We start from the raw sequence: 16,179 nt of genomic DNA on the forward strand, positions 1-16,179 counted from the left end.
TTTATGGACTTTTTACCCCTGTTTCACAAACTGCAGGACCGTCACGTGCTGGTGGTTGGTGGCGGTGAAATCGCCCTGCGCAAATCGCGCCTGCTCAGTGAGGCGGGGGCGCGTTTAAGGGTGGTCGCGCCAGATATTCGCGCTGAATTGATCGAGATGGCCAAGGCCAATCAAGGTGAGGTGCTGCTGCGCGACTATCAGCCTGCTGATTTGCAGGGTGTGGTTTTGGTGATTGCCGCCACCGATGACGAACCGTTGAACGCGGTGATTTCGCAGCAAGCCCAGGCTTTGTTTATCCCGGTCAATGTGGTCGATGCGCCGAAGCTGTGCAGCGTAATCTTCCCGGCCATTGTCGACCGCTCGCCACTGATTGTCGCGGTTACCAGCGGCGGTGATGCGCCTGTGCTCGCGCGGCTGATTCGCGCCAAGATCGAAACCTGGATTCCGGCTACTTGCGGGCAATTGGCCGGCTTGGCCAAGCGTTTCCGCGCGCAGGTTAAAGCGCTGTTCCCGGATGTGCAGCAACGTCGGGTGTTCTGGGAAGACGTGTTTCAGGGCCAAGTGGCCGAGAGCGTGTTCGCCGGTAAACAGCAGGAGGCGCAGCGCCTGTTGGAGGAGAAAATCGCCGGAATTGCCCCGCGTATGCTCGGTGAGGTTTACCTAGTGGGTGCTGGGCCAGGCGATCCGGACTTGCTGACTTTTCGCGCTTTGCGTTTGATGCAACAGGCCGATGTGGTGCTGTACGATCGCCTGGTGGCACCTGCCATTATCGACTTGTGCCGACGCGATGCCGAGCGAATTTACGTCGGCAAACAACGCGCCGATCACGCTCTACCACAAGATCAGATCAACCAGCGGCTGGTCACACTTGCCCTAGAAGGCAAGCGCGTGCTGCGTCTTAAAGGTGGTGATCCGTTTATTTTTGGCCGTGGCGGTGAAGAAATCGAAGAGCTGGCCGCCCATGGCATCCCGTTCCAAGTGGTGCCGGGCATCACAGCAGCGTCCGGTTGCGCGGCCTACGCGGGCATTCCGCTGACCCACCGTGATCATGCGCAGTCAGTGCGTTTTGTCACCGGGCACTTAAAAGATGGCAGCACCAACCTGCCGTGGACGGAGTTGACCTCTAGCAGTCAAACCATAGTGTTCTACATGGGCTTGGTCGGTTTGCCGATGATCTGTGAGCAGTTGATTGCTCACGGGCGCGCCGCCACTACGCCGGCGGCGCTTATCCAGCAAGGCACCACACAAAACCAACGCGTGATCACCGGCACGCTGGCCGATCTCGCGGCGCGGGTGGCGGAGCATGAAGTGCGTGCGCCGACCCTGGTGATTGTCGGCGAAGTGGTGCAGTTAAGGGAAAAACTGGCCTGGTTCGAAGGCGCTCAAGCCCGCGCCACCTGATGGCGTGAGGCCCAGAGCGCTTCGGCGCGACTGATGGCCGTGTCGCGCGGTTCACCCAAACCGCGCAAGGCCAAGGCCATGGTGCTGATAATCGCCAGTTGCCCGTAGGCATCGCTCGCTTCACCCTGCCAGCAGGCCAGTAGATGCTCCGGCATCAGGCTGGCCGGTTTGACGTGGCGCATGGCCGCTAACGCTGGCCACTCTTCGTCCCAGTTAACCCCGTTGGCCGTGCCATACAGGTGGCTGCTGGCATCCGGGTTGATTTCGATTTCACCGCCTTCGCCTTTGATCACCACCGCCGTATCGCCCAGCAGTTGGCTGGCTTCACGGTGTACCGCCTGATAGCCGGGATGAAAGATGCTTTGCAGGCCGCAGCGCGCGTTGAGTGGGTTGAGGATGCGCGCCAGGGAATGAATCGGTGAGCGCAGGCCGAGGATGTTGCGCAGGTCAATCATGTGCTGCAACGGGGGCATCCAGTCACCCAGCGGGATAAAGGCCAGCTGCTGTTGGTCCATCGCCTTTTCAACCTGCTGCCAATCGCGGCACAGCGGGATATCCAGCGTCTCCAGCAACTGCTCGCTGTACAGACGCCCGGCGGTGTGAGCGCCGCCACCGTGCAGCAAAATGCGCAGGCCACTGTTCGCCAGCGCTTTAGCCGCCAATAAAAACCAGGGTAAGTGACGCTTTTTTCCGGCGTAGCTGGGCCAGTCAAGATCCACGGCAATGGCTGGTGTTTGCAGGCGCGCACGCACGGCCTCGGTAAAGCCGGCCATTTCTTCAGCGCTTTCCTCCTTGTGCCGCAGCAGCATGAGGAACGCCCCCAACTGGCTTTCTTCAACCTTTCCGTCAAGCAACATGCCCATGGCGTCGCGCGCTTCTTCGCGGGTCAGGTTACGTGCACCACGCTTGCCCTTGCCAAGAATGCGCACGAATTGAGCAAAGGGGTGTTCCGGCGGGGTTACCAGGTTCATAGGCAGTTAGTCGGCTTGGGCAGGCCCGCCAGCTTGGCGGAGAGTTTGGCGGGAGCGCCGTTGAACAGTCGGTTGAGGTGCAGGCTGTTGCCTTTTTCGCTGCCCAACTTGCTGGCAACGAATTTGATCAGCGGGCGATTGGCCGGTGAAAGCTGAAACTCGGCATAAAAGTCGCGTATGAGCCAGAGAATCTCCCAGTGCGCATTCGTCAGCTCAATGCCTTCACGTTCTGCCAGCGCGGCGGCAGCGGCCTCGGACCAATCGGCGAGTTCAATCAGGTAGCCGTCTTTGTCGACTGGCAGTTGGCGATCATCGAGTTGCAGGCTGCTCATAACCAGGTGTTGACCTTGTCATACTGGCAGCTGAGCGCCACAAAGCCTGGGTAGTCAATTAGGTTCAGGCGTTCAGGTGGCGTCAGGTGACGCGCCTGCACATCCTCGTCCAGGGCATACAAGCTAATCGCCTCAGGCATCAGCTCTAGGGCTTGGCGCTGCGCAGTGCCAGCCTGTAAGGCGTAGACCGCATCGCCACACAGCAAAAGCGCGTCGCGGCTGCCTAAAAGGCGTAGGCAACTGCTCAAACGGTTGTCGCTAAAGGGTGAGTGAGACAGTACATGCAAGGTCGACATTAGAGGGTAATCACCTGGTCGTAGCGGTCGATCAAGGCACTGAGCTGAGTGTCATCCAGGCACTCGGCAGCCAGCGACAGTGGTTGCTCGTGCAAACCGCGCTCTTCCAGGCTGCGCGCCGATACATACAGTGCCTCCACACCAAACATGGGTAACGCCTTGAGGTTGGCGCTTAGGTCTTTTTGTTGCAGTTGAGCCGGTTGCTGGGCGTGGCTTAATTGGAACACGCCATCGTCAAGAAACAACAAACCGATAGGCAGATCGAAGGCGCCGCCGGCCAAGGCGATGTCCAGCGCTTCGCGAGCGCTGGGGCCTGACCAAGGCGATTGACGGCTGATAATCAGCAATGACTGACTCATCTTATGGCCCTCCAAAGCAGATCAAACGGTCGGCCATTTGCACTGCCTCATGCAACTGGCCTAACCCGGACAGCTCCCAGGGGGCTTGCACATTGGCTGCGGTACGGGCGTAACGCTCGGCTTCTTCACCATTGAGCACGCCACGGCGCAACGCAGCAGCAATGCACACCACGCCATCGAGTTGATGGGTTTGCACAAACTCACGCCATTCACGCGGTACGTCGAGTTCATCCTGCGCGTTGACCACATTGCCGGATGCACTGTGTACGCCGTCTTGATAAAAAAACAGTCGAACGATTTCATGCCCGCCCGCGATGGCTGCCTGGGCAAAACGCAGAGCGCGGCGCGAGGAGGGCGCATGCGGAGGGGAGAACAGGGCGATGGTGAACTTCATGGTTAACCCGGCCAAACAGAATGCCGGAATGATAAAGCCTGAACCGCGAAGATGCGCGCCGCAGTGCTAAAAATCTCGCGGGTATACATACAAAAGCCCGCGCACTGAGGCGCGGGCTTGGTGAACAAACAAGCGGCTTAGGACAGGAAACCGCCGTCGACGTTCAGCGCGACGCCTGTGGTGTAGCTGGACGCATCGCTGGCCAGATACAGCACGGTGCCGGCCATTTCGCTTGGGTCTGCAACGCGTTTGAGTGGGATGCGTTGCAGGGCGATTTTCAGGATGGCGTCGTTTTTGGTCAGTGCCGAGGCGAACTTGGTGTCGGTCAGGCCTGGCAGCAGGGCGTTGCAACGAATGCCGAACTGCGCGCACTCCTTGGCAAACACCTTGGTCATGCTGATCACGGCGGCTTTGGTCACCGAGTAAATGCCCTGGAACTCGCCTGGGCTTACGCCATTGATCGAGGCCACGTTGATGATCGAGCCACCGCCGTTGGCTTTCATCAGCTTGCCGCCTTCGATGGACATGAAGTAATAACCACGGATATTCACATCCACGGTTTTCTGGAAGGCGCTTAGATCAGTGTCCAGCACGTTGCAGAACTGCGGATTGGTGGCGGCGTTGTTAACCAGGATGTCGAGGCGACCGAACTGCTCGCGAATCATCGCAAAGACGTTGCTGATCTGCTCCATTTCACCGATATGGCAGGCCACAGCGGTGGCTTTACCGCCGTCGGCAATAATCGCGTCAGCCACTTTTTGGCAATCGTCGATCTTGCGGCTGGAGACGATCACATGCGCGCCTTGCTGAGCCAGCAATTTGGCGATGGCCTCACCAATGCCACGGCTGGCACCGGATACAAAAGCAATTTTGCCGTCGAGGTCGAACAGATGGGTCTTGGACATTGAGTTTTCCTTTGTTGTGAGGCCTGTCCGGCCGTTTACAGCTGCGATTTATTGATCACTTGTAGGCTCATTTGTTCGAGCAGTTTGTTCATGTGCACAAACTGGGCGAAGCGCTTGTCCTGGGTCTGACCATGGAAGTAGCGGTAGTAAATCTGTTGCACGATGCCCGCCAAGCGGAACAGGCCGTAGGTGTAGTAGAAATCGATGCTTTTGATTTCGATACCGGCACGTTCGGCGTAATAGTCTGCAAACTGCTGACGCGTGAGCATGCCCGGCGCGTTACTCGGCTGGCGGCGCATAAGCTGAACCGGAGCCGGGTCTGCAGCTTCAATCCAGTAGGCCAGGGTATTGCCTAAATCCATTAGCGGATCGCCAAGGGTGGTCAGCTCCCAATCCAGAACGCCGATGATTTGCATCGGGTTGTTTGGATTGAGGATGACGTTGTCGAAGCGGTAGTCGTTGTGCACGATGCTTGGCTTGTGGTGATCGGCCGGCATCTTGTCGCGCAGCCAGGCTTTAACGGGCTCCCACAGTGGCGCGTCAGGGGTAAGCGCCTTCTCGTAGCGATCACTCCAGCCGCTGATCTGGCGCTGCACGTAGCCCTCAGGCTTGCCCAGATCGCCCAGGCCGACGGCCTTGTAGTCGACGTTGTGCAACTCGACCATTTTGTCGATAAAACTCTTGCACAGCTCGCGGGTTTGCTCGGCGCTGAAGTTCAGCTCGGCGGGCATATCCGAACGCAAGATAATGCCGTTGACCCGCTCCATCACGTAAAACTCGGCACCGATCACCGATTCATCGGTGCAATGCACATAAGCCTTTGGGCAGTAGGGGAAGCCGGCGTTGAGTTGATTGAGGATGCGGTATTCGCGGCCCATGTCATGTGCCGATTTGGCTTTGTGGCCAAAAGGCGGGCGGCGCAAAACAAACTCTTTATCAGGGTATTCCAGCAGGTATGTCAGGTTAGACGCGCCGCCTGGAAACTGGCTGATACGCGGCTCGCCTGTCAGGCCAGGGATATGCGCCTTAAGGTACTGGTCGATGACCGTGGCGTTGAGTTCTTCGCCGTCACGGATGCGGGTTGACTGGTCAGTAAGCGCCATGTTTATCCCTTCTGCTTATGATAGGTGCCTGAGACTATTGGTTAATCTAATGCTGCTGCTGGCTGCGAACAAGCTTTGCGCGCCTTAATAGGCCAGCGTGTTGCTGCTTAATCAAGCGGCCTGATTGACATGGTTATAAAGGCTGCGGGCATAAAAAAACCGAAGTCAGAGACTTCGGTTTTTCGAGTAGCAATAACGCCTGCTTGGCTTAAACCGGGAACAGTTCGCCCAGTTTCATGGCCAGCATCATGTCGCCTTCGGCGCGCAGTTTGCCGGACATGAATGCTTGCATGCCGTCGGTTTCGCCGCTGGTGATGCCTTTCAGGGTTTCGGTGTCCATGATCAGGGTCACGTTAGCGTTGGCGTTTTCGCCTTGCTCAACGGTGCAGCTGCCGTCTTTGACGATCAGAGCGTAGTTCTCGCCGTCTTCGATGTTGAATTGGAATACCAGGTCGAGGCCTGCAGCAGCGCTGGCGTTGAACTTGGAGTGCATGGTTTGGACGATGTCTGCAACGCTCATGATGTTTTCCTTTTTCTTGGGGGTTACTAGCACCCAATGGGTGCAGTGGGCCGGACTCAGCGATAAGTGATGAGTTCCGGCGCCTTCAACAGCTGCAAATGCACATGGCTATTGAAGGAAGCCAGGCTCACCTGTGTGCCACGAAACTTCAGGCAGCTCAGTGAGGTGTTAACAATTTGCCAGTTGAGCTCGAAGGCCCGCGCTGGCGCGATACCGGTGATCAGGTGCAGCAGGGCAGTAATCGTACCGCCTGAGGTGAATACTGCGATGTTCTGTTTGTTGTCAGCCTGTTGCAAGAGTCGTTCAAGCCCGCCTTGTACCTGCTCAACAAAGCCTTGCCAGCTTTGCAGGCCAGGCGTGTCGTACTCGCCGGTCAACCAACGGCCAATCAGCTTGGCAAACAGACGCTGAAACTCGGCACGATGCTGCGCGGCGTTACGCAAAATGTTCAGCGCTTCGGGCTCTTCTGGAAGCATGTCAGGCAGCAGCGCGCGAATCACAGCGTCCGCATCAAATTCATTAAATGCCGGATCTATTTCAATTACTGGAGCGTTCTGATCATCACCCAACAGCTGTTGCAATGTGGCATTGGCGGTGTGTTGTTGACGGCGCAAGTCACCGCTGATGCTGCGATCAATACGCACACCAAGGTTCGCCAAATGCCCGCCCAATACTTCTGCCTGACGAATACCGATGGGCGATAACACATCGTAATCGTCAGCGCCGAAAGAGGCTTGGCCATGTCTAATCAGGTAGATGTTGCCCACGTCCGATCAGTTCCAGTGCGGTGAAAGTCTCGCGAGGGTATGAGGAAGCTCAGAGGCTGTCAACGTAAAAACATACGCTTGTTTGAATTGCATGTGCGTGCTGAATGCCGAGCTTAAGCTGGCTGGTCGTCCACCCGGTGCCTCGGTATGCTGGAGGCCAAACAGCGTGACCGACCTATGGCCGCTGCTCATTCAACAAGGAGGATTCGGTGGAGTTTTTTGCAGAGTACGCAGGCTTTCTGGCCAAAACAGTCACCCTGGTCGTGGCCATCCTTGTGGTGCTGTCGGCCATTGCGGCACTGCGCAGCAAGGGACGGCAGAGCACAGGCCAGTTGCAGGTGAGCAAACTCAATGACTTCTTCAATCAACTGCAACAGCGTGTAGAGCAGGCGGTTCTCGACAAAGCTCAACTGAAGGCGATCGCCAAGGCTCAAGCCAAGACCGCCAAACAGGAGAAAAAGAGCGGCACGCAGAAACCTCGGGTTTACGTGTTGGACTTTGACGGTGACATCAAAGCATCCGCCACTGACAGCCTGCGCCACGAAATCACTGCTTTACTGAGTATGGCCACCGCGCAGGATGAAGTGGTGCTGCGCTTGGAAAGTGGCGGCGGCATGGTGCACAGCTATGGCTTGGCATCCTCGCAGTTGGCACGTATTCGTCAAGCGGGCATACCGCTGACCATTTGTATCGACAAGGTTGCAGCCAGCGGCGGCTATATGATGGCGTGCATCGGCGAGAAAATTATCAGTGCGCCGTTCGCTATCCTTGGTTCTATCGGTGTTGTGGCGCAGTTACCCAATGTGCATCGGTTACTAAAAAAGCATGACATCGATTTTGAAGTGCTGACGGCAGGTGAGTACAAACGCACCCTGACGGTGTTTGGTGAGAACACCGAGAAAGGCCGGGAAAAGTTCCAGCAGGACTTGGAAATCACCCATGAATTGTTCAAAGGCTTTGTCGCGCGCTACAGGCCGCAACTGGATATTGATCAAGTCGCCACTGGTGAGGTTTGGCTGGGCATGGCGGCCTTGGAAAAGCAGTTGGTGGATGAGCTTAAAACCAGCGATGAATACCTGGCGCAACGCGCCAAAGATGCTGATTTGTTCCATTTGCATTTTGCCGAGAAGAAAACCCTGCAGGAGCGTGTTGGGCTGGCGGGCAGTGTGGCGCTGGATCGCTTTGCGCTTAACTGGCTTAGCCGCTTGAATCAGCAGCGTTTTTGGTAATTGGCCCGTCACACAGAGGATGAAGATGAGCACGTTCAACGCATTACAGGCCCGAGAAACGGCTACCGGTGAATTTGAGCAGGTCATTGTGCAGCGTGAGATCGGTGAATTACCGGCTGGCGAACTGCTGGTTCGCGTTAAATATTCCTCACTGAATTACAAAGACGCACTGTCTGCCAGTGGCAACCGAGGCGTTACCAAGAGCTTTCCCCACACGCCGGGTATTGATGCTGCGGGCATTGTCGAAGCTTCCAGCGTGGCTGAGTTCGTTGTGGGCGATGAAGTCATCATCACCGGCTACGACCTGGGCATGAACACGGCCGGTGGTTTTGGCCAGTACATTCGTATCCCGGCCAGTTGGGCCTTGAAACGCCCGCAAGGGTTGAGCCTGCGTGAAGCTATGGTGCTTGGCACGGCAGGGCTTACCGCTGCCCTGTGCGTGGACAAACTGGAGCAAAGCGGGCTAACCCCGGACGCCGGTGTTGTGCTGGTCACCGGCGCAACAGGCGGGGTTGGCAGTGTGGCGGTCGCCTTGCTTGCATCGCTTGGATACCGCGTGGCGGCGTCTACCGGCAAAGCTGAACAGGAGGATTACCTTAAGTCGCTGGGCGCTGAGCAGGTTGTGTTGCGCGCTGATCTGCAAGCGGGCACCGATAAACCGATGCTCAAAGAGCAATGGGCGGGTGCTGTGGATTGTGTGGGCGGGGACATCCTGTTCAATGTGGTCAAGTCACTGCGCTACGGTGCCAGTGTCGCGTGCTGCGGGCTGACGGCGGGCGTGGCATTCAAGGGCAATGTGCTGCCGTTTATCCTGCGTGGGGTGAATCTGCTGGGCGTCGACTCGGTCGAATTGCCGTTGGTGGTCAAAGCGTCCATGTGGGATCGCTTGTCCTTGCAATGGAAGGTCAACCTAGAAACTTTGGTGAGTGAAGTCACCCTTGAGCAACTACCTGCCGCCATTGCGCAGGTGCTGGCTGGCAAACAGGTTGGGCGAGTGCTGGTCAATTTGGCTTAAGCGCAGCACACAAACGATAAGGCCACCTACGCGGTGGCCTTTTTTTATAGCGCTAAGCTGCTTGCTACAGCAGGTTGATCAGGCGCGGCGGCGGAACAGCGGCAGTGGCTGGTCCGTTGAGGCTTGGTATACCTCGCTGAACTCCTCAAAGGCTTTCAGGGCGTCGAGCGGATCTTTGTCTTCACGCAGGGCGAAGGCATCAAAGCCCACGCGCTGGTAGGAGAACAGTTGGTCGCGCAGCACATCGCCAATGGCGCGTACTTCACCCTTGTAGCCGTAGCGGTTACGCAGCAAGTAAGCCGTGGAGCAGTGGCGGCCATCAGTGAAGGCCGGGAAGTTCAGCGCAATCACCTGGAAGTTATCCAGCTGATCGGCGATCTCTTCGATTTCTTCACCGGCATCCAGCCACACGCCGATGCCGCCATCCCGGGCCTTGAGCGCGGTGCTGTGATCGACCCACAAAGCCAGCGGCACAATCAGATCATCGCAATTGGAAATGCCGTCCAGCGTGGCGTCTTTGGGCAGCAGATGCCAGCTTTCATCAACCAGCTGGCCGTTTTTAATGATTCGCTGCATAGACACGCTCCTTGAACGGGTCGACACCAACACGGCGGAAGGTATCGAGGAAACTCTCTTCTTCGTTGCGGCGCTCGACATAGACCTTGATGATCTTGTCGATCACATCGGCCATGTCGGCTTCAGCAAAGGATGGGCCAAGGATCTGCGCCAAGCTGGCATCACGGCCAGCGCTGCCGCCAAGCGACACCTGATAGAACTCCTGACCTTTCTTATCCACACCCAGAATGCCGATATGGCCGACGTGGTGGTGGCCGCAGGCGTTCATGCAGCCGGAAATGTTCAGGTCGATATTGCCGATGTCGAAGAGGTAGTCCAGGTCGTCGAAACGGCGCTGAATGGCTTCGGCAATTGGAATCGATTTGGCGTTGGCCAGGGAGCAGAAGTCGCCGCCCGGGCAGCAGATGATATCGGTCAGCAGGCCGACGTTCGGCGTGGCAAAGCCATGCTCGCGCAGCTCGCCCCACAGGCTGAACAACTGCGCCTGCTCGACATCCGCCAAAATGATGTTCTGGTTGTGACTGTTGCGCACCTCAGCAAAGCTGTAGCGCTCGGCCAGATCAGCGATGGCATCAAACTGCTTGTCTGTCACATCACCGGGTGCAACACCGGTTGGTTTGAGTGACAGGGTTACAGCCACATAGCCTGGCTTCTTGTGCGCGAAGGTGTTGCGTTGGCGCCAGCGGGCAAAGCCCGGGTGTTCGGCATCCAACGCAGCGAGAGCCGCGTCTTGGTCGTCCAGAGCTTTGTAATCGGGGTCGATAAAGTGCGCCTTAACGCGCGCCACTTCGGCCTCGGTCAGTGTGGTTGGACCATCCTTGAGGTGCGCCCATTCAGCATGCACGCGCTCGGCAAACACCTGAGGGGTCAGTGCTTTGACCAAAATCTTGATACGTGCCTTGTACTTGTTATCACGGCGGCCGTAGCGGTTGTACACACGCAGGATGGCGTCCAGATAGCTGATCAGGTGCTGCCAAGGCAGGAATTCGTTGATGAAGCTGCCCACGATTGGCGTACGGCCCAGGCCGCCACCAACGGAAACACGGAAGCCCAACTCGCCGGCATCGTTCTGGACAGCTTCCAGGCCGATGTCGTGCACTTCAATGGCTGCACGGTCGCCGACGGCACCGTTGACGGCAATCTTGAACTTGCGCGGCAGGTGGGTGAATTCGGGGTGGAAGGTCGACCACTGGCGAATGATTTCGCACCAAGGACGAGGATCGATGATTTCATCTTTGGCCACACCGGCGAATTGATCGGTGGTGGTGTTGCGAATGCAGTTGCCGCTGGTCTGAATGGCGTGCATCTGCACGGTCGCCAGCTCGGCCAGAATCTCCGGTACGTCTTCCAGGTCCGGCCAGTTGAACTGCACGTTCTGCCGCGTGCTGATGTGCGCGTAACCCTTATCGTAGTCACGGGCGATTTTGGCCATCATGCGCACTTGTGCTGATGACATCAGGCCATAGGGCACGGCCACACGCAGCATGGGCGCAAAGCGTTGGACGTAGAGGCCATTTTGCAAGCGCAGTGGGCGGAATTCTTCGCCGCTCAGCTCGCCAGCCAGATAACGGCGGGTTTGATCGCGGAACTGCTTGACGCGGTCCTCGACGATTTGTTGGTCGTACTGGTCATATACGTACATATGGTGTCCTGTTATCAGGCTTTTAGAACCTATTGACGATGCGCTGCGCCTTTTTCGGGCTATTTCTCGCCACCTCGTCAACCGGTTCAGACAGCTAATCAGCGCGCACGGCCGCGCACCCCTGGCGGAGGCCGAGGAAGATACCAGTTCATGGATATGCGCAAAAGTGATGTTTGAGTATATGGAAAGAACTTAAAGCGATAAGCCTGCTTGCCAAAATAGCTTGCTGGCTTGAGCAAGCGCAGGCTGTGGTCTTAACTGCTGAGTGCGACTCACCCGAAAACAGAACAAGAGGGCATGTCCATGAGCGAACACAGTGAAACAGAAGGGGCTGACAGTGCGGCAGATGCCAAGGCCATTTTTGCCTTGATCCTCATCTGCGTTGTAACAGCAGTTTTTTGGGTCAGCCAACAGTAGGCGCGGCGTAACACGATCAAGAGCGGGCATCGGGTAGCCGATGCCCGCTTTTTTATTGTTCAGCAAAAGTGCTCACTGGCAACTCAGGCTATCGGCTTGGCGATAAAGCATCAGCAGTTTGCGCGTGATGGTGCTCTGAATATCGTCACGCTCGAACGCTGACAAACGATCAAGGCGAGCGATTTGTAGGCGGTGTAAATGCAGATAAGGCATTTGCTGGTCGAATTCGCGCAAGTCGCCTTTGATCAAGATAGGCAGAAACAGATCGCCGGCTTTTTTCTGGTTACTGATGATCTGCGCCAATGCCGGTTTAAACGCCATGGTTTTGGGGGCTGGGCCACCTTCCTTAATCATGGAGGTCAGCAGCAAACCGGGTTTATGCAGCACTACGCCAGGGAGTACGCACAACCCGGTGCGGCGAATCGCCTGTGGCTCGATACCGTGCAGGGTGTCGTGGAAGGCATAAGGGTTAGGCAAAACCACCATTTTGCGGCCCATGTCAGACGGAAAGTGCAGGTCATAGTTGGTGTAAAGCTGGCGTGTTGACTCGGAGTAAACACACAGGCGATTTTCGAACAGCTTGATAAAGCGTTCGGCCAACTCCCGTCGGGCGATGCTGTCCAGATCCCAGATCAGGTCTTGATTCTGCGGCCTGCTCAGATCGATTTCCTGGTGTTCCATACTGCTCATCGGCGTTTATACCTTGAACTGTCTTAAGAGGCGGTTGAGTTGCTCGGCCAGTTGTCCCAATTGCTTGCCCGCTGCACTGGACTGTTGTGCAGCCAGGGCACTCTCCTGAGCCAGGCTGGCGGCCTGGGTGACATTCTGGTTGATGTCTTCAACAACATGCGACTGTTGCAGCGTGGCACTGGCGATTGAAGCATTCAAGCTGTTGAGGTTGCGCAGGCCGCTGGCTATTTGCGTCAAGCTGGTGCCAGCCTGGCTGGCCTGCTCAATGGTTAGTTGCGACGCTTTGCTGCTGTCGTTAATGACTTTAACGGCTGCTTCGGAGTTACCTTGCAGGCGCTCAATCATCACTTGAATTTCTGCTGTGGATTTTTGTGTGCGCTGCGCGAGCAGGCGCACCTCGTCGGCGACCACCGCAAATCCACGCCCTTGCTCACCGGCTCGGGCGGCCTCGATGGCGGCGTTGAGTGCCAACAAGTTGGTTTGTTCGGCGATTGAGCGAATCACCTCAAGCACGCTGCCGATCTGCGTGCTTTCCTGGGCCAGGTCCTGAATGACGCTCACGGCCTGGTTGATGGTGGCCGAGAGGTCGCTGATCTGGCGCAAGCTGATTTCAATATTCTGTTGCCCATGGCGGGCCTGATCTTCGGCGGCCTGGACCTCGCTGGCGGCGTTTTCAGCATTCTTCGCCACGTCCTGCACGCCGTAGGTGACTTCATTGATGGCGGTGGCCACCAGCTCCATCTGCTGCGATTGCTGTTCACTGTGTTGTTGCGCCTGCCCAGCAATCTGGCTGAGGTCACGGGCAGCGGTGTCGAGCTCGCCGGCAGACTGAAGCGACTGGCTGATCACCTTGCGCAGTTTGTCAGTAAAGATATTGAAGTGGCGCGACAACGCTGAGAGCTCATCATTGCCATGGGTATCGAGGTTGCGCGTCAGGTCACCATCGCCGCTGGCAATGTTGGCCATCGCTTCAACCGCCTGCTGCAGCGGTTGGGTGATGCTGCGCACGATCAGCACCACTAACACGGCCATCAACGCGGTAATCAGTAAACCAATCAACACGGCGCTGATCGCCTGCTGCTGAAACTCGTCGGCGACATCATCGACATAAACCCCAGAGCCGATGATCCAGCCCCAGGGTTGGAACAGTTGCACATAAGAGACTTTCGGCACTGGCTCATCAGAGCCAGGCTTAGGCCAGCGGTAATCCACCTGTCCAGCACCCTGGCGCTTGCTGATGGCGACCATCTCATTAAACAAAGCCTTGCCGTCCGGATCTTTAAAGCCCGACAGGTTTTGCCCCTCAAGTTTTGGATTGGCGGGATGCATGATCATTACGGGAGTTTGATCATTGATCCAAAAATACTCTTGGCCGTCGTAACGCAGTTTGCGAATTGTCGCGGCGGCCTGCTGTTGGGCTTGTTCACGGGTGAGGGTGCCTGCCCGCTCCAATTCGTGAAAGTGCTCCAGAATGCCGGCCGCACTTTGCACCACATGCTGGGTCTTCTCGCTTTTACCGGCCTGTAAGTCTGTGTGAATCTGCTTGAGTAACAGCACGCCTTGAATCACCAGCATTGCAATGGCAACGCAGAGAATGAGCCAGAGACGGCGATTGATTGGCAAGCTACGTAAGCTGTTCATGGGTGAGCACTTCCCGAATTTGTGTGATTCATACTGGGATGTCACTTGAGTGCCGCAGATCACATGCGGCGTTTGGTCAATGAGTGCATGACTAATACCGTAAACAGTAGGTCAATTGACGCCCTGAGCAGGCTCTTTGTGGCGCTTTATCGGCCAGCAATGCCCCTTATTCAGGCTGAACTGCTGCTTGCCCTCGCGCCACTGCAATGCCAACTCTGCTAGCATCGCCAGTCGCCCTGCATAAGTCACTGATTTAAGGGTTTTCTAAGTTCTAACCGAAGTTGTGTCTGGCCGCGTTGCCACACCTCATGCGAGCACTTGGAGAGAGTGCCGTGTGTCGGTTCATTTGATTGCTAGGAGTGTGAAATGGATCTTTGGGTTGCCTTCCAGGCTTTTATTCTGGGTGTGGTCGAGGGGCTGACCGAGTTTTTGCCGATCTCCAGCACCGGGCACCAGATTATCGTCGCCGACCTGATCGGTTTTGGCGGTGAGCGGGCAATGGCCTTCAATATCATTATTCAATTGGGTGCGATTTTGGCGGTGGTGTGGGAATACCGGCGAAAGGTGCTGAGCATCGTTGTTAACGTGCACAAAGAGCCGCAAGCGCAGCGTTTCACGGCCAATTTGCTGATCGCCTTCCTACCCGCCGTGGCGCTGGGCGTCTTATTTGCCGACTTGATTCATCACTACTTGTTCAACCCCATCACCGTCGCCGTTGCGCTGGTTGTTGGGGGTGTGATCATGCTGTGGGCGGAGCGCCGTCAGCACAGCATTGAAGCTGAAACTGTCGATGACATGACCTGGAAGCACGCCCTGAAGATTGGCTTTGCCCAATGCCTGGCCATGATCCCCGGCACCTCGCGCTCAGGGGCCACCATTATTGGTGGGCTGTTGTTTGGCTTGTCACGTAAAGCAGCCACCGAGTTTTCGTTCTTCTTGGCCATGCCGACCATGGTTGGGGCGGCGGTTTACTCAGGTTACAAGTACCGCGACTACTTCCAGGCGGACGACTTTGCGGTTTTTGCCATTGGCTTTGTCACCTCCTTTATCTTCGCCATGATTGCCGTGCGGGCGTTGCTCAAGTTTATTGCCAACCACAGCTATGCCGTTTTTGCCTGGTATCGCATCGGCTTCGGCTTGCTGATTCTGGCGACCTGGCAGCTGCAGTGGATCGACTGGAGCACCGCGCAAGGCTGATTGTTGGCCGTGTATTCGGCGGATCAATACAGCACGCGCCTGCCCAGCGTTTTTGCCATAGTGGCCTCAGTTAATGGAGGTGCACATGGATCAGCTTGAACACGTCATGCTTGAGGTCAACGGCATTGACCTCAGTCTTTACTGCGCCGGCCCCGAGGCGGGGCGGCCTGTTTGGCTGTTGCATGGCTTCCCCGAATGCTGGCATTCCTGGCGCCAGCAGATTGCGCCGCTTGCCGCCGCAGGTTACCGGGTTTTAGTGCCGGAAATGCGCGGCTACGGGCAAACCAGCGCACCGCGCGATCCAGCGGCCTACGACGTTATTACCCTGTGTGGGGACATTCAGGCAGCCATGGATCAACTGGGGCACACGCAGGTGTGTGTGGTGGGGCATGACTGGGGTGCACCAATAGCCTGGCATTTGGCCCTGCTGGAGCCACAGCGGGTGCGGGCGGTGGTGGGCATGGCTGTGCCCTTTGGCGGCCGCCCGAAACAACCGGCCACGGCCATCATGGCCCAGCTGTATGCTGAGCGCTTCCATTACATCCTGCATTTTCAGCAGCCCGGTGTGGCCGAAGCTGAAATGGATGCAGACATGTCGCGCACCTTACGCATGATGATGCACAACACTGTTGGCGCTGATGGAAAATTGACCCACCCTGCCGATTGAAATTTGACCCAGGGCGGATTGCTGATTTTGTTACCAGCAACTGTGGATAAGTCTACC

The 16,179-nt window shown here is 56.9% G+C and carries 17 protein-coding genes and 1 pseudogene; 5 read left to right on the forward strand and 13 right to left on the reverse strand.

The window, feature by feature from the left end:
- The first annotated feature begins 3 nt into the window (after positions 1-3).
- Entirely contained in the window at positions 4-1,401 is a 1,398-nt protein-coding gene (gene cysG, locus AUK77_RS05185) for a siroheme synthase CysG (protein WP_296126902.1), read from the forward strand.
- Here the strand turns inward: cysG and AUK77_RS05190 are convergent.
- The 9 genes from AUK77_RS05190 to AUK77_RS05230 form a co-directional block, all read right to left on the reverse strand.
- Positions 1,383-2,372 carry a glycosyl transferase family protein gene (locus AUK77_RS05190; protein ID WP_296126903.1) on the reverse strand — a complete coding sequence of 330 codons (990 nt, stop codon included), beginning with the start codon at positions 2,370-2,372 and terminating at the stop codon, positions 1,383-1,385. The genes cysG and AUK77_RS05190 overlap by 19 nt on opposite strands.
- The gene (locus tag AUK77_RS05195) at positions 2,369-2,704 is read right to left on the reverse strand and encodes a TusE/DsrC/DsvC family sulfur relay protein (protein WP_296126904.1); all 336 of its coding nucleotides are present in this window, start codon (positions 2,702-2,704) and stop codon (positions 2,369-2,371) included. The genes AUK77_RS05190 and AUK77_RS05195 overlap by 4 nt, the downstream gene beginning before the upstream one ends.
- Positions 2,701-3,000 carry a sulfurtransferase complex subunit TusB gene (gene tusB / locus AUK77_RS05200; RefSeq protein WP_296126906.1) on the reverse strand — a complete coding sequence of 100 codons (300 nt, stop codon included), beginning with the start codon at positions 2,998-3,000 and terminating at the stop codon, positions 2,701-2,703. The genes AUK77_RS05195 and tusB overlap by 4 nt, the downstream gene beginning before the upstream one ends.
- On the reverse strand, positions 3,000-3,359 hold the full coding sequence (gene tusC, locus AUK77_RS05205; RefSeq protein ID WP_296126909.1) for a sulfurtransferase complex subunit TusC: 360 nt from the start codon (positions 3,357-3,359) through the stop codon (positions 3,000-3,002). The genes tusB and tusC overlap by 1 nt, the downstream gene beginning before the upstream one ends.
- A gap of 1 nt (position 3,360) precedes the next feature.
- Positions 3,361-3,753 (reverse strand): sulfurtransferase complex subunit TusD, encoded by a 393-nt coding sequence (gene tusD / locus AUK77_RS05210; RefSeq protein WP_296126911.1) that lies wholly within the window; start codon positions 3,751-3,753, stop codon positions 3,361-3,363.
- Positions 3,754-3,890: 137 nt separating this feature from the next.
- On the reverse strand, positions 3,891-4,658 hold the full coding sequence (locus AUK77_RS05215) for an SDR family oxidoreductase (RefSeq protein WP_296126913.1): 768 nt from the start codon (positions 4,656-4,658) through the stop codon (positions 3,891-3,893).
- Between the two features lie 35 nt (positions 4,659-4,693).
- Positions 4,694-5,761 (reverse strand): phosphotransferase family protein, encoded by a 1,068-nt coding sequence (locus AUK77_RS05220; RefSeq protein WP_296126916.1) that lies wholly within the window; start codon positions 5,759-5,761, stop codon positions 4,694-4,696.
- Positions 5,762-5,969: 208 nt separating this feature from the next.
- Positions 5,970-6,284 carry an SCP2 sterol-binding domain-containing protein gene (locus tag AUK77_RS05225; protein ID WP_296126934.1) on the reverse strand — a complete coding sequence of 105 codons (315 nt, stop codon included), beginning with the start codon at positions 6,282-6,284 and terminating at the stop codon, positions 5,970-5,972.
- 53 nt (positions 6,285-6,337) lie between these two features.
- The gene (locus tag AUK77_RS05230; protein ID WP_296126917.1) at positions 6,338-7,048 is read right to left on the reverse strand and encodes a histidine phosphatase family protein; all 711 of its coding nucleotides are present in this window, start codon (positions 7,046-7,048) and stop codon (positions 6,338-6,340) included.
- A 209-nt stretch (positions 7,049-7,257) separates the two neighbouring features.
- On the opposite strand from AUK77_RS05230, the gene sohB reads away from it, so the two are divergent.
- Together sohB and AUK77_RS05240 are read left to right on the forward strand one after the other, a co-directional pair.
- Entirely contained in the window at positions 7,258-8,277 is a 1,020-nt protein-coding gene (sohB, locus tag AUK77_RS05235) for a protease SohB (RefSeq protein ID WP_296126919.1), read from the forward strand.
- A 25-nt stretch (positions 8,278-8,302) separates the two neighbouring features.
- On the forward strand, positions 8,303-9,292 hold the full coding sequence (locus AUK77_RS05240; RefSeq protein WP_296126921.1) for a YhdH/YhfP family quinone oxidoreductase: 990 nt from the start codon (positions 8,303-8,305) through the stop codon (positions 9,290-9,292).
- A gap of 78 nt (positions 9,293-9,370) precedes the next feature.
- Here the strand turns inward: AUK77_RS05240 and AUK77_RS05245 are convergent, their stop codons facing one another.
- The 4 genes from AUK77_RS05245 to AUK77_RS05260 form a co-directional block, all read right to left on the reverse strand.
- Positions 9,371-9,868: a DUF934 domain-containing protein gene (locus AUK77_RS05245; protein WP_296126924.1), complete on the reverse strand. Its 498-nt coding sequence runs from the start codon at positions 9,866-9,868 to the stop codon at positions 9,371-9,373.
- The gene (locus AUK77_RS05250; protein ID WP_296126926.1) at positions 9,852-11,510 is read right to left on the reverse strand and encodes a nitrite/sulfite reductase; all 1,659 of its coding nucleotides are present in this window, start codon (positions 11,508-11,510) and stop codon (positions 9,852-9,854) included. Before AUK77_RS05250 ends, AUK77_RS05245 begins: the two co-directional genes overlap by 17 nt.
- Positions 11,511-11,999: 489 nt before the next feature.
- Entirely contained in the window at positions 12,000-12,617 is a 618-nt protein-coding gene (locus AUK77_RS05255) for a hypothetical protein (protein WP_296126928.1), read from the reverse strand.
- Positions 12,618-12,623: 6 nt separating this feature from the next.
- On the reverse strand, positions 12,624-14,258 hold the full coding sequence (locus AUK77_RS05260; RefSeq protein ID WP_296126930.1) for a methyl-accepting chemotaxis protein: 1,635 nt from the start codon (positions 14,256-14,258) through the stop codon (positions 12,624-12,626).
- Between the two features lie 366 nt (positions 14,259-14,624).
- Here AUK77_RS05260 and AUK77_RS05265 point away from each other — a divergent pair, with 366 nt between their 5' ends.
- Entirely contained in the window at positions 14,625-15,455 is an 831-nt protein-coding gene (locus AUK77_RS05265; protein ID WP_296126932.1) for an undecaprenyl-diphosphate phosphatase, read from the forward strand.
- Between the two features lie 85 nt (positions 15,456-15,540).
- Positions 15,541-16,077, forward strand: a pseudogene (locus AUK77_RS05270) (alpha/beta hydrolase); the annotation flags it as partial.
- Positions 16,078-16,179: the final 102 nt, after the last annotated feature.

Source organism: Pseudomonas sp. Ga0074129 (assembly GCA_001465025.1).
Lineage (GTDB): Bacteria > Pseudomonadota > Gammaproteobacteria > Pseudomonadales > Pseudomonadaceae > Aquipseudomonas.

What these genes read in the sequence shown, in the direction of transcription:
- cysG (WP_296126902.1), top strand. Translation starts at nt 4, where the DNA reads ATGGACTTTTTACCCCTGTTTCACAAACTGCAGGACCGTCACGTGCTG.
- AUK77_RS05190 (WP_296126903.1), bottom strand. Translation starts at nt 2,372, where the DNA reads ATGAACCTGGTAACCCCGCCGGAACACCCCTTTGCTCAATTCGTGCGC.
- AUK77_RS05195 (WP_296126904.1), bottom strand. Translation starts at nt 2,704, where the DNA reads ATGAGCAGCCTGCAACTCGATGATCGCCAACTGCCAGTCGACAAAGAC.
- tusB (WP_296126906.1), bottom strand. Translation starts at nt 3,000, where the DNA reads ATGTCGACCTTGCATGTACTGTCTCACTCACCCTTTAGCGACAACCGT.
- tusC (WP_296126909.1), bottom strand. Translation starts at nt 3,359, where the DNA reads ATGAGTCAGTCATTGCTGATTATCAGCCGTCAATCGCCTTGGTCAGGC.
- tusD (WP_296126911.1), bottom strand. Translation starts at nt 3,753, where the DNA reads ATGAAGTTCACCATCGCCCTGTTCTCCCCTCCGCATGCGCCCTCCTCG.
- AUK77_RS05215 (WP_296126913.1), bottom strand. Translation starts at nt 4,658, where the DNA reads ATGTCCAAGACCCATCTGTTCGACCTCGACGGCAAAATTGCTTTTGTA.
- AUK77_RS05220 (WP_296126916.1), bottom strand. Translation starts at nt 5,761, where the DNA reads ATGGCGCTTACTGACCAGTCAACCCGCATCCGTGACGGCGAAGAACTC.
- AUK77_RS05240 (WP_296126921.1), top strand. Translation starts at nt 8,303, where the DNA reads ATGAGCACGTTCAACGCATTACAGGCCCGAGAAACGGCTACCGGTGAA.
- AUK77_RS05245 (WP_296126924.1), bottom strand. Translation starts at nt 9,868, where the DNA reads ATGCAGCGAATCATTAAAAACGGCCAGCTGGTTGATGAAAGCTGGCAT.
- AUK77_RS05250 (WP_296126926.1), bottom strand. Translation starts at nt 11,510, where the DNA reads ATGTACGTATATGACCAGTACGACCAACAAATCGTCGAGGACCGCGTC.
- AUK77_RS05255 (WP_296126928.1), bottom strand. Translation starts at nt 12,617, where the DNA reads ATGAGCAGTATGGAACACCAGGAAATCGATCTGAGCAGGCCGCAGAAT.
- AUK77_RS05260 (WP_296126930.1), bottom strand. Translation starts at nt 14,258, where the DNA reads ATGAACAGCTTACGTAGCTTGCCAATCAATCGCCGTCTCTGGCTCATT.
- AUK77_RS05265 (WP_296126932.1), top strand. Translation starts at nt 14,625, where the DNA reads ATGGATCTTTGGGTTGCCTTCCAGGCTTTTATTCTGGGTGTGGTCGAG.